The 12,266-nt window shown below is 62.6% G+C and carries 11 protein-coding genes and 1 pseudogene; 3 read left to right on the top strand and 9 right to left on the bottom strand.

Annotation, left to right across the window (positions count from 1 at the left end):
- The first annotated feature begins 57 nt into the window (after positions 1–57).
- Positions 58–399: an SDR family oxidoreductase gene (locus tag ACYG97_RS28665; protein ID WP_460221634.1), complete on the top strand. Its 342-nt coding sequence runs from the start codon at positions 58–60 to the stop codon at positions 397–399.
- 172 nt (positions 400–571) lie between these two features.
- On the opposite strand, the gene ACYG97_RS28660 is transcribed toward ACYG97_RS28665, so the two are convergent.
- From ACYG97_RS28660 to ACYG97_RS28630, 7 genes and pseudogenes are all read right to left on the bottom strand, one after another.
- The gene (locus tag ACYG97_RS28660) at positions 572–1,120 is read right to left on the bottom strand and encodes a hypothetical protein (protein WP_023732329.1); all 549 of its coding nucleotides are present in this window, start codon (positions 1,118–1,120) and stop codon (positions 572–574) included.
- Between the two features lie 189 nt (positions 1,121–1,309).
- Positions 1,310–1,533: pseudogene (locus tag ACYG97_RS28655) on the bottom strand (Arm DNA-binding domain-containing protein); the annotation flags it as partial.
- Positions 1,534–1,877: 344 nt separating this feature from the next.
- A complete protein-coding gene (gene guaA, locus ACYG97_RS28650; RefSeq protein ID WP_023732330.1) occupies positions 1,878–3,440 on the bottom strand; it encodes a glutamine-hydrolyzing GMP synthase in 1,563 nt (520 codons plus the stop codon).
- A 55-nt stretch (positions 3,441–3,495) separates the two neighbouring features.
- On the bottom strand, positions 3,496–4,164 hold the full coding sequence (locus ACYG97_RS28645) for a 5'-methylthioadenosine/S-adenosylhomocysteine nucleosidase (protein ID WP_023732331.1): 669 nt from the start codon (positions 4,162–4,164) through the stop codon (positions 3,496–3,498).
- 127 nt (positions 4,165–4,291) lie between these two features.
- Entirely contained in the window at positions 4,292–4,750 is a 459-nt protein-coding gene (locus tag ACYG97_RS28640) for a PaaI family thioesterase (protein WP_023701303.1), read from the bottom strand.
- 84 nt (positions 4,751–4,834) lie between these two features.
- Positions 4,835–5,287, bottom strand: coding sequence for a TspO/MBR family protein (locus tag ACYG97_RS28635; protein WP_023732332.1), 453 nt, complete (start codon positions 5,285–5,287; stop codon positions 4,835–4,837).
- A gap of 74 nt (positions 5,288–5,361) precedes the next feature.
- Positions 5,362–6,651: an RsmB/NOP family class I SAM-dependent RNA methyltransferase gene (locus ACYG97_RS28630; RefSeq protein WP_023732333.1), complete on the bottom strand. Its 1,290-nt coding sequence runs from the start codon at positions 6,649–6,651 to the stop codon at positions 5,362–5,364.
- Between the two features lie 318 nt (positions 6,652–6,969).
- Between ACYG97_RS28630 and ACYG97_RS28625 the strand changes: the two genes are divergently transcribed.
- Positions 6,970–7,647: an MIP family channel protein gene (locus tag ACYG97_RS28625; protein WP_023732334.1), complete on the top strand. Its 678-nt coding sequence runs from the start codon at positions 6,970–6,972 to the stop codon at positions 7,645–7,647.
- A gap of 68 nt (positions 7,648–7,715) precedes the next feature.
- Here the strand turns inward: ACYG97_RS28625 and katG are convergent, their stop codons facing one another.
- Positions 7,716–9,911, bottom strand: a complete 2,196-nt coding sequence (gene katG, locus ACYG97_RS28620; protein WP_023732335.1) for a catalase/peroxidase HPI — start codon at positions 9,909–9,911, stop codon at positions 7,716–7,718.
- A 141-nt stretch (positions 9,912–10,052) separates the two neighbouring features.
- Here katG and ACYG97_RS28615 point away from each other — a divergent pair, with 141 nt between their 5' ends.
- Positions 10,053–10,961, top strand: a complete 909-nt coding sequence (locus ACYG97_RS28615) for a hydrogen peroxide-inducible genes activator (RefSeq protein WP_023667719.1) — start codon at positions 10,053–10,055, stop codon at positions 10,959–10,961.
- A gap of 107 nt (positions 10,962–11,068) precedes the next feature.
- Here ACYG97_RS28615 and ACYG97_RS28610 read toward each other — a convergent pair whose 3' ends face one another.
- The gene (locus ACYG97_RS28610) at positions 11,069–12,172 is read right to left on the bottom strand and encodes a calcium:cation antiporter (protein WP_023732336.1); all 1,104 of its coding nucleotides are present in this window, start codon (positions 12,170–12,172) and stop codon (positions 11,069–11,071) included.
- Between the last annotated feature and the right edge of the window lie 94 nt (positions 12,173–12,266).

The following is a 12,266-nucleotide window of genomic DNA, read 5'->3' as shown; positions in this document are numbered from 1 at the left end:
GCGTTCGGCAGGTTGGTGATAATCGTCAACAACGCGCCGGCCTGATAATCTTTAACCATTGAGGCATTCACTAGAGCGGGCTGGCTGAAGGTGCTGAGCGTCGACCTGCTGGGAGCAATTTATTTCGCCGGAAAGGCATTCGCTCATATGACATCTGGCGGCGTCATCGTAAAACATATTGAGTGTGCGCGGTCGAGACGAGCTCCGCATGTCGAGCTATACGCCGCGGCAAAGGCCACCCTCCTGTCTCTAACCGAGACCCGACGCAGTTCGCACCTTGGCCGACTGGGCATGAATCCGGACGATTACCGAACCAAATGGAACCTGCCTCGCAATTACCCGATGGTGGCACCCAACTATTCGGGAAGCGTTCCGCATATCGCCTCTAACACCCAGTAGCGGACAGCTCTCGCCTGAGGCGTCAGTCGTCGTTGAAGCGCTCCGGCATCGCATTCGAGGCCAAGGCTGGTGCACAAGGATCATGACATCGAATTCCACTCTTTACAGGAACAAGTGCCTTTCCTCGGGATTAGGATTCGACGCCGCAACGGCGTCGAACCCCAAAGGAGACTCACATGAAACGTAAGATTTTGACAGCTACAGCGATCTCTCTCTGTCTCGCCACCGCGGCCTTGGCGCAGTCGTCGGGAACATCCAGCGGCACGAACGGAACTTCCGGCTCATCGGCCGGGTCGGGTATGAGCTCTACGTCCCGCTCCGGCCAAAGCGGTATCCCGAGCGGCTGGGACAGCAAGCTCTCCGGCTCATTCTTCAGCGACGCCAATTCGGGAAGACTTCTGTCGCAGGATGAGATCCGCAAGAACTGGTCGTCCCTGAGCTCTGAACAGCAGGCACAGGTTCGCTCCGACTGCTCGAGAATGACGGCCAGTAACGGCACTGGCTCTGGCACAATGACCGGCACGTCAGGTAGCTCGGCTTCGACCGGCAGTGATACAACGGCGAGTATCGGCACCGGCTCTGGCACAGCCACCGGCACTTCAGGCAGCTCTGGTTCGACCGGCAGTAACACCACGGCCAGCAACAGCACTGGTTCGGGTACAACCACCGGCACGTCGGGATCCTCGAATACAGCTGGCGATACGACCGCCAGCACCAGCACGGGTTCGGGCGCGAACTCGGCTGCTCAAATGGCTTCGATGCGGCAACTCTGCACTCAGGTTCAAGGGATGTGAGTGAATGCGGCGCTCCGGGCCGGCTTGGCCGGAATAAGAAGAGGCCTTGAAGGCCCGGGCATCGCTTTGGTTTGGTAGCCATTTCGGCGCTGAAGTCGGCCGGAGATCGGGGTGACAACTCGGCGCTTGTCGCGCTGCTTTTCTATCGCCGGCGACCGTCCCTCGCCAATAGCGCGCTTCGCGTCGAGACACTTCTCCCGGCCGAGGCAAGCGAGATTCCGTCCCGTCCATACCTGCCAAGATAGACCGTCTCGCGGCGTCCGTTGAGCCTGTAATCCAGCCGAAAGGAGATCGCGCCACTGGGCATGACGCGAACATATATGCCGTCGCGGTCCGCAATCTAGATTTTCTCTTTTGGTTTCAGTGCCTTAAGGGCGGCATCCGTCAGCATACCCATTGCCTTCTGAAAAGTACCGTCAGTACAATTTCGAGGCTGCGTGGCAGGAAATTCCTTTTTTTTCTTCAATGCCTTAGGCAGAAAAAAGTACCGTCACGAGCCTCGTTGGCTCCTACGGTACTTGGAAAAACTCGGGTGGGCAATGTGCGGAAGGGTCCGTCAACCGGTCCGTCAAAGTTAATCTTTGCGTACCGATTGTCGCTGATTGTCCGTGAAGGATTTATTTTTGTTTTCAGTAGGTTACATCGCAGATCGGCATATTTCGGCGGCGTTTGAGTGGGCCTGAATCACTCCCACTCGATGGTGCCTGGCGGCTTTGACGTCACGTCGTAGACGACGCGGTTGATGCCGCGGACTTCGTTGATGATGCGGGTGGCCGCCGCGCCGAGGAAAGCCATGTCGTAGTGGTAGAAGTCGGCGGTCATGCCGTCGACGGACGTCACGGCGCGCAGGGCGCAGACGAATTCGTAGGTGCGGCCGTCGCCCATCACACCGACGGTCTGCACCGGAAGCAGCACGGCGAAAGCCTGCCAGATGGCGTCGTAGAGGCCGGCCTTGCGGATCTCGTCGAGATAGATGGCGTCGGCCTCGCGCAGGATTTCGAGCTTTTCGCGGGTGATACCGCCGGGGCAGCGGATGGCAAGGCCTGGTCCGGGGAACGGATGGCGGCCAATAAAACTTTCGGGCAGGCCGAGTTCCTTGCCCAGTGCCCTCACCTCGTCCTTGAACAGTTCGCGCAGCGGCTCGACCAGCTGCATGTTCATGCGCGCCGGCAGGCCGCCGACATTGTGGTGCGACTTGATGGTCACCGACGGGCCGCCGGTGAAGGAGACGCTCTCGATGACGTCGGGATAGAGCGTGCCTTGCGCCAGGAAATCGGCGCCGCCGAGTTTCTTGGCCTCTTCCTCGAACACTTCGATGAACAGCCGGCCGATGGTCTTGCGCTTCTTCTCGGGGTCGGACTCGCCTTCCAGCGCCGAGATGAATTTTTCCGACGCGTCGACCAGGATCAGCGGCAGATTGTAGTGCTGGCGGAACATCGCCACCACGCCGGCCGCCTCGTCCTTGCGCATAAGGCCATGGTCGACGAGGATGCAGGTCAGCTGGTCGCCGACCGCTTCGTGGATCAAAAGTGCGGCGACCGAGGAATCCACGCCACCCGACAGCGCGCAGATGACCTTGCCCTTGCCGACCTGCTTGCGAATGGTTTCGACCGCATGCTCGCGATAGGCGCGCATCGTCCAGTCGCCTTCGATGCCGGCGATGTTGTGGACGAAGTTCCGGAGCAGCCTGGCGCCATCCGGCGTATGCACCACCTCCGGATGGAACATGATGCCGTACATCTTGCGCGCGACATTGCCGAAGATGGCGAAGGGCGAGCCTTCCGACTTGCCGAAGACTTCGAACCCCTTGGGCAGCGAGATGACGCGGTCGCCATGGCTCATCCACACCTGGTGACGCTGGCCGGGCGCCCACAGGCCTTCGAACAGCGGGCTGTCCTTTTCGATCTCGACGAAGGCGCGGCCGAATTCGCGATGGTTAGAGCTTTCGGCGACGCCGCCCATCTGCACGCACATGGCCATCTGGCCGTAGCAGATACCGAGCACCGGCACGCCGGCATCGAAGACGATCTGCGGAGCGCGCGGGCTGCCGATGTCTGATGTCGAGGCGGGACCGCCCGACAGGATCACGGCTTTTGGATTGATACGCTTGAAGGCAGCTTCGGCCGATTGAAACGGCACGATCTCGGAAAACACGCCGGCCTCGCGGATGCGGCGGGCGATGAGCTGCGTAAACTGACTGCCGAAATCGACAATCAGGACTGTATCGGGATGATTGGCTGTCGTCATGGCGAGCCTTTAGAGAAAGAAACGAGTCGGCGCAATGGGGTGCGTAGCCCGACTTTCAGAGCGCTGCCGGCTCTTGCCCAGGCTGCTCCTTGTGTAGCGTGCCGGAGCCGATGGCCTGTTCGAGGCGCACGACTGCATCCGCCAGCTTCTCGTCGATGACATGCAGATATTCGGTCCAGTCTCCAACGTGGCGCAGATCGGCTGCACCGTCTGAAATGCCGCGCAGGCCGATAAGCGGGACATCGAACAACTGGCAGGCGCGCAGGCAGGCGAAGGTTTCCATGTCGACCATGTCGGCGGCGATGGCGTCATAGGCGGCACCGGTGATGATGGCGCCGCCGGTCGACAGGCTGGCTTCTTTAATGCCCGGTATCCTGAACGGCAGCGGCACTGTCACCGGCAGGTCGAGAAACGGCGTAACCCCTTTCTCGAAGCCCAGCGGCGAAGCGTCGATGTCGCGATAGCTGACCGAGACCGCCTGGTAGATTTGCGTCTGTTCAAGCGTGCGGCTGCCGGCGGAGCCGAGCGAGACGACGAGATCGGGCAACGCCTTCTCGGATTTCAGCCATGACAGTTCGGCGCCGAGCCGCACACCTGCCTCTACCGGGCCGACGCCCGTCATCAGCGGCGTGAACAGTTTTTGCAGATGCGGACCGTACTCGGCCTGCGCCGCCATGACGAAAAGTACGTCCTTGCCGCCAATTCGCGACACTTTGCCGGTCATGAATTCGACTCCCTCGGCTGCGGAACAAAAAGGGCGGTGCTCTCGTCGGCTGCCGGCCCTTCGCTATGGCTCCGGGTCGCTCGAAAAGCCAATTTGGGGGCTTTTCGTCGGTTACACGGACCACTCCTCATCCCGCTATCCCGTCACGGCCAACCACCGTCATCATCGTGCCGGTCATGGTCGCGATCAGCTTGGCCTCGCCATCGGCGGCAAAGGCGTACGCCTGGCCATCGGCGACAATGATGGTGCGGCCGGGTTTGGTCACCGAGCCGCGGAACAGGAAGCGTTCGCCCCGGCCGGGCGCCAGGAGGTTGACCTTGAATTCGATGGTCAGCACGCCGGAATTTTCCGGCATCAGCGAGAACGCGGCATAGCCGCAGGCCGAGTCCAGCGCCGTCGAAATCACCCCGGCATGGAGGAAACCGTGCTGCTGGGTCAGTGCCTGGGAATAGGGCATTTCGATCTCGATGATGCCCGGCGTCACAAGGGTCAGCTCGGCGCCAATGGTCGCCATCGCCTGCTGGCGGGCGAACGACGCCCTGACGCGGTCCTCATAATCGGGTGCGGGTACGATCTTTGCTGCCATGGCCATCGCCCTGATTTATCTGCAAAGCTTATCGCAGACGCCTGAACGCCACGCAAATGCTTTTGCTGCACTGCAGCAAAGCACTCAGTTCAACAGGAGCAGCGACGCATTGAGCAAGGTGGCGAAGGCCACCCATAGGGCATAGGGCGCAAACAGCCAGCCGGAAACCCGGTCGCGGTTCCACACCGTGGCTATGAACAGCGCAATGCTGGCGAGAAGAGCCAGGATCACGACCAGTGCCGGCGCCACCAGTTTGGCGCCGAAGAAAGTCGGCGACCAGGCGAAGTTCAGAACAAGCTGGAGGGCCCAGATCTTCATCGCGGCGCCTGCTCGTTCCCGCTCCCATGTCCGCCAGCCGGCCACGGCGATCAGCACATAGAGGAGCGTCCAGGCCGGCGCGAAGACCCAGTTGGGCGGGTTGAAGGGCGGCTTGGCGAGCGAGGCATACCATTCACCCGGCAGCGTCGCATAGCCGATCAACAGGCCGCCGCCGAGCACCAGAAGGAGGAAAAGCAGAAGCGACACATATCTTTGCAAGAATTCTACCCCGTCTGGCGGCCGACGCCGCGCATCTGCAACTGGAGCGCTATGTCAGCCTGTCAATCGCAGCGTCAATTCGCCCGACGCAGCGCACAGAAATAGAAGCCGTCGGTGCCGCTCAGAGCCGGCGACAGCGAGATATCGCTTGTCTTGCCGATCCGGGCGGCCGCTGCGTGACCGGGGAAGCTGGCATCCCAAAGCGCGCGATGATCGACCGGAACGAAGCCCTTGTGCCGTTCGCGAAAGGCGGCGACCTGCTCGCCATTCTCCTCGTCGAACACCGAACAGGTGATGTAGACCAGCAGGCCGCCCGGTTTGACATAGGCCTTCGCCGCATCGAGGATCGCCGACTGCTCGCCCTTGCGGGCATCGAGCTGTCTTTGCGTCAGCCGCCATTTGGCGTCGGGACGGCGCCGCCAGGTGCCGCTGCCGGTGCAGGGCGCATCGACCAGCACAATGTCCATATGGCCCACGAGGGGGCTGAGTTCAGCCGGCTTGGTGACGACCTGCACGTTGCGGTTTTCCGAACGGCGGATGCGGTCGAAGATCGGCGCCAGTCGCGCCTTTTCGGCATCATGGGCGAAGACCTGGCCTTTGTTGGCCATCGCCGCAGACAGCGCCAGCGTCTTGCCGCCGGCGCCGGCGCAGAAGTCGAGCACCTGCATGCCGGCCTGCGCGCCGGCAAGGGCGGCAACGATCTGCGAACCCTCGTCCTGGACCTCGAACCAGCCTTTCTGGAAGGCCGGCTCGGCCTGTACGTTCGGGTGCCTGCCGTCGCCGTCGATGGGCGGGATGCGAATGCCTTGCGGCGCGATAGCAGCCGGTTTGGCGCCGGTGTCGGCGAGTTCAGCCAGCACTTTGGCGCGGTCGGATTGCAGCGTGTTGACCCTGATGTCGAGCGGCGGGCGGGTCGCCAAGGCAGCACCTTCCGCGACCCAGCCTGCGCCAAAGGCTCGTTCGAACAACGGCGCGCACCAGTCGGGTACGTCCGCTCGCACCGCCTCCGGCGCGCCTTCAGGCCGGCGCTCGGCCAGCGCCTGCAACTCGGCGGCGCTGAGCAGCGGCGGCGCGAACTTGTCACCCTGGAGCGCATCGTTAAGCGATTGCGGCGTCTGGCCCCATTCGATGAGCAGCGCGCCGAAGCCGATGGCGCGGGGCGTGTCTTCACCCAAAAGCCAGCCGGCGGAACGTTTGTGGCGCAGCGCGTCGTAGACGATGTTGCCGATCGCCGCGCGGTCGCCGCCGCCCGCAAAGCGATGCGACAGGCCCCAATCTTTCAGCGCATCGGCCACCGGCCGGTGGCGCCGGCCAATGTCGTCCAGCACTTCAATGGCTGCCGCCAGCCGTCCGCCCAGTCGCATTCGTCATTCCATCTATCGAGCACAGTATCTTTCGGCCTGCTCTTAGAGCGTTTCGCGTCGAGATTGAACCCCGCTTGAATTTCGCGGCGACGAGGCCTTCCGCTCGCGGCGACGATTTTCCCCGCCGGCAAATGTCCGCCCGCCGGCGATAACAAATCTCAAATATATGCAAGGTCTCTAATGTTGGTAACTGGCCGCCGTAAGCACGATCTGTGGCGCAATTGCTCTGCTTTCCAAGCTTTTGCGTTGGGAATACTCTTTGCGCCATGATTCGCGGCGCGGAAAAGCGGACCGACGGATCGATACGAGGAGAGGGCAATGAAAACGTATCTTGCGGAAGTTCTAGGGACATTTCTATTGGTGTTTATCGGCACGGCGTCGGTGGCGACGGGTGGCTTTCTCGCCGACTTGCCGCTGGGCCAGGAAGCCATCGGCCTGGCGTTCGGCATCGGCCTGATTGCGGCGGCTTACGCGGTGGGTCCCATCTCAGGCGCACATCTCAACCCGGCCGTCACGCTCGGCGTCTTCCTTGCCGGCCGGCTGCCGGCCAAGGATGTCATTCCTTACTGGATCGCGCAGATCATCGGCGCCATTCTGGCCTCGCTGGCCCTGTGGATCATCGTCTCCGGCCAGACCGGCGGGCACACCACCGGTTTCGGCGCCAATGGCTGGGACGTGGCGAAATGGGGGACGAGTTCGGCCTTCCTGTGGGAGCTGATCGGCACCTTCACCTTCGTCACCGTCATCCTCGGCGTCACCGCCGAGAAGCACTCGACGGCGTTCGCCGGCCTGGTCATCGGCCTGACACTGGCCGGACTGCACTTCGCAATGATCCCGGTGACCGGCACCTCGCTCAATCCGGCGCGTTCGATCGGCCCGTCGCTGTTTACCGGCGGCGCAGCCCTCAGCCAGCTCTGGCTGTTCATCGTTGCGCCGCTGATCGGCGGCGCAATCGCTGGCGTCGTCGCCAAGGCACGCATCTTCGAAAAGGACTGATTTCGAAGCCTGCGAAAACGAAGGGCGCGGGCCTCGGCCCGCGCCTTTTTGCTTGGGAGGCACTGCTATCAGGCGGCGATGTCGAAACGGTCGGCGTTCATCACCTTGGTCCACGCCTTGACGAAATCACCGACGAATTTCTGCCCGGCATCCGCCGACCCGTAGACCTCGGCCAGCGCGCGCAGCTGCGCATGCGAGCCGAAGATCAGGTCGGCGCGCGTGGCGGTCCACCTGACCGCCCTGGTCTTGCGGTCGCGTGCTTCGTAGACCTCATGCGAGCCCGGGTCGGAGGCCGGATCCCAGATGGTGCTCATCGAGAGCAGGTTGACGAAGAAGTCGTTCGTCAGCGTGCCCGGCCTGTCGGTCAACACACCATGCTTCGAGCCGCCGGTGTTGGCGCCGAGCACGCGCAGGCCACCAACCAGCACCGTCATCTCCGGCGCCGTCAGGTTGAGCAGTTGCGCCCGGTCGACCAGCATGGCTTCGACCGACATCGGCGGTTTGCCCCTGACATAGTTGCGGAAGCCGTCAATTTTCGGCTCGAGCGCCGCAAAGGAATGGACGTCGGTCTGCGCCTGCGAGGCGTCGGTGCGGCCGGGCGTGAAGGGAACCTTCACCGCATTGCCGCCATCCGTTGCGGCTTTCTCGACCGCGGCGACGCCGCCGAGCACGATGAGGTCGGCCAGCGAGACCTTCTTGCCGCTTGCGTTGAACTCGTTCTGGATGGCTTCGAGCTTCGCCAGCACGGTAGCCAGTTCGACAGGCTGGTTGACCTCCCAGTCCTTCTGCGGCGCCAGGCGAATGCGCGCGCCATTGGCGCCGCCGCGCTTGTCGGAGTTGCGGAAGGTCGAGGCCGAGGCCCAGGCGGTCGAGACCAATTGCGAAACGCTGAGGCCCGAAGCCAGGATCTTGGCCTTCAGCAATGCGATGTCCTGGTCGCTGACCAGCTCATGGTCGACGGCCGGAACCGGATCCTGCCAGATCAGCTCTTCCTTCGGCACCAACGGGCCGAGATACCGCACGACCGGCCCCATGTCGCGATGGGTGAGCTTGTACCAGGCACGGGCGAAGGCATCGGCGAACTGCTCCGGATGCTCATGGAAGCGGCGCGAGATCTTCTCATAGGCCGGGTCGGCCCGCAGCGCGAGGTCGGTGGTCAGCATTGCCGGCGCATGACGCTTCGAGGGATTGTGCGCGTCCGGCACCGTAACCGCGCCAGAGCCGCCCTTCGGCGTCCACTGATGAGCCCCGGCCGGGCTCGTGGTCAGCTCCCATTCGAAGTTGAAGAGATTGTCGAAGAAGTTGTTGCTCCACTTGGTCGGCGTCGTCGTCCAGGTAACTTCGAGGCCGGACGTGATCGCATCGCCGGCAATGCCGGTGGCATGCTTGCTCGACCAGCCGAGGCCCTGCGCCTCGATGCCCGCGCCTTCCGGCTCGGCGCCGACCAGTGTTGCATCACCGGCGCCATGGGTCTTGCCGAAGGTGTGGCCGCCGGCGATCAGCGCCACGGTTTCCTCATCGTTCATTGCCATGCGTCCGAAGGTCTCGCGGATGTCGCGGGCCGAGGCCAGCGGATCCGGCTTGCCGTTCGGCCCTTCCGGGTTGACGTAGATCAGGCCCATCTGCACCGCGCCGAGATGGCCGTGCAACTCACGGTCGCCGGAATAGCGCTGGTCGTCGAGCCACTTGGTTTCCGAACCCCAGTCGACATCCTGCTCGGGCTCCCAGACATCGGCGCGGCCACCGGCAAAGCCAAAGGTCTTGAAGCCCATCGATTCCAGCGCGACGTTGCCGGTGAGAATCAACAGGTCGGCCCAGGAGATCTTGCGGCCGTATTTCTGCTTGACCGGCCACAAAAGCCGGCGCGCCTTGTCGAGATTGGCGTTGTCCGGCCAGCTGTTCAGCGGCGCGAAACGCTGCTGGCCCGCACCGGCGCCACCCCGGCCGTCGCCGATGCGATAGGTGCCGGCGCTGTGCCAGGCCATGCGGATGAACAGCGGCCCGTAATGGCCGAAATCGGCCGGCCACCAATCCTGCGAATCCGTCATCACCTTGTGCAAATCCTCGATCACCGCGTCGAGGTCGAGCGTCTTGAACTCCGCGGCGTAGTCGAAAGCTTCGCCCATCGGGTCCGAAAGGCTCGACTGCTGGTGGAGAACGCCGATGTCGAGCTGGTTCGGCCACCAGTCGCGGTTGGTCCTGGCGGAGGTTCCATGCGCGACCGGGCATTTGCCGGCGCTGTTGTCGTCGGTCATCGCGTCCATCTTGGCCTCCGAATTGCTGATTTTATGTGTTGTTTTTTCCGGGCCGGCCGGGAGCCGCGCCACTCTGGAATGGTTCCAGACTAAGCCGTCTCTTCGATAAAAACAAATTGCCTTTCCTGTTTGTTGCGATAGGCTTTCCTTATGATTGGCTTGACCGTGCGGCAGATGCAATATTTCGAGGCTTTGGCGCAAACGCTGCATTTCGGCCGCGCCGCAAAACTCGCCGGCGTCAGCCAGCCGGCGCTGTCCGCGCAGATCGCCGAGATGGAGCAAAGGCTGAACTGCCGGCTGTTCGAGCGCGGCGGCAAGACGGTGCGGATGACGGAAGAGGCGCAAGCGCTGCTGCCACGCATCGAGCGCATCCTGCGCGACATCAGTGATGTCGAGACGACGGCCCGGCGCGGCCGCCCGGCCATGGAAGGCCGCTTCCGGCTGGGCATCATCCCGACCGTGGCGCCGTATCTTTTGCCGCATGTGCTCCCGGAGCTGAAGCGGCATTTTCCGTCCCTGCAGCTCGAACTGCGCGAAGCAGTGACGGCATCACTGGTCGAGGACACGGCAACCGGACGGCTCGACGCCTTCATCGCCGCGCTGCCGCTCGAGCAGCCGGGCCTGGTCACCGAGGAACTGTTCGCCGACCGCTTCTTCCTCGCCGTGCCAGCCGGAGATCCAGCCTTCGCCTCGCCACCGGTGCCGCCGGAAAGCCCGGCGCTGGAGCGGTTGATGCTTTTGGAGGAAGGCCACTGCCTGCGCGAACAGGCGCTGGCCCTGTGCGGCAGCGTGCGTCCCGTAGCAATGGCAAGCTACGGCGCCACCAGCCTGACGACGCTGCTGCAGATGGTGGCGCATGGTCTCGGCGTCACGCTCATCCCCGAAATGGCGGCAAGGCCGGCCAGCGCCATGCCGGACCTCAAGATCGTGCCGTTCCAGGAGCCAATGCCGCAACGCACGATCTGCCTCGCCTGGCGCCGCAACAAGGTGCGGCATGATGAATGCGTGGAACTGGCGAAGATCATTCGGGGGTTGGATGCGGCGGTGCTGGGGGTGTGAGTCGTTTGGGTCTTGGATGGCGCCTTGGGAACCCCGAAAAGAAACTCAAATCAGGCGCGTTCGAGAATACCCGCCTTGACGGCTGGTCGCCAGATCGCACCAAAGCCTCAAGGGATAAATACCAGAAATACATACGCGAAAAATACCACGGCATGGACGATTCCGGTCAGGAAGGTCGTCCTTTCGTTGCTAAAGCTTACGCCGCATATGAAAAGCGCTAAAACCAAAAGCACTGCATCAGCCTCCGGCAGCCCCAGGGTTAACCCTCGCCCCGTCAGCAGGCTGGCTGCTGCGACCGCCGGTATTGTCAAACCAATCGTGGCGCAGGCCGAACCCATTGCGACATTCAGCCCGCGCTGCAGCTCGTTGTTGAGTGAAGCGCGAACCGCCGAAATGGCCTCCGGCATCAAAACCAGACCCGCGATCATTGCTCCCACAATGCTGTCAGCCTGGGCCACCTGGTAGGCAACGAGCGCATCTTCCACACTTGCGGCGACCTGCTCGGCGAGCATGACAATTCCGATCAGTCCGATGACCAGGAGCAGAGCGCTGGAAGAGACGCTTTTGTGAGGGGCGGTTCGCGCCGGAACGTCGTGTGCCAGTCCTTCGATGAAGTCGTCCCGGTGCCGGACGGTTTGCGCGAACACAAAACTTGCATAGAGCAGCACAGAAAGTACGCTCACAAAACCAAGTTGAGCTGCTGAAAATGTGCCGGGATCGGTGGTCCGTGTATAGGTCGGCAGGATAAGCGTCATGACGGTCAGTGCGACCAGAACGGCCAGATATGCGCTGGTCCCTTGCCGGACAATTGCCTGCTTGCGGTGACGCCAGCCGCCAAACGTGAGACACATTCCGACAACGCCCGTGGAGGCAATCATCACCGTCGAGAAGACGGACTCACGTGCAAGCGTGGGGTTGTTCTCTCCATGCAGCATCATGGAAACGATGATCGACACCTCGATAGCCGTCACGGCAAAAGTCAGCACCAATGTGCCGTAGGGCTCTCCCACACGGTGGGCAACCGCCTCGGCGTGGTCGAGCACCACGAAAATGGTGATGAACATGATCGCACTCGAAAGCGCTCCGACGAGGACCCTGACGCTCTGCGAACCTTCGTCCACCGATAGCCCGCTGGCTCTGACCGCAACGGCCATCGCGACGGCAGCCAATGGCATCGCATAGGACGTCACCAATCGTGCGAAACCAGTCATTCAAGCCCCCATGCGTTTCTGCGAACCTTGCGGCAGGCCTGTATGGAGCACCCCGATGTCATTGCGAAGCCGGCAATCTCCATCACCGGCCTCA

Source organism: Mesorhizobium sp. W067 (assembly GCF_054719525.1).
The sequence above is the reverse complement of the archived record's forward strand: the minus strand, read 5'-3'. Positions and strand labels throughout refer to the sequence as shown.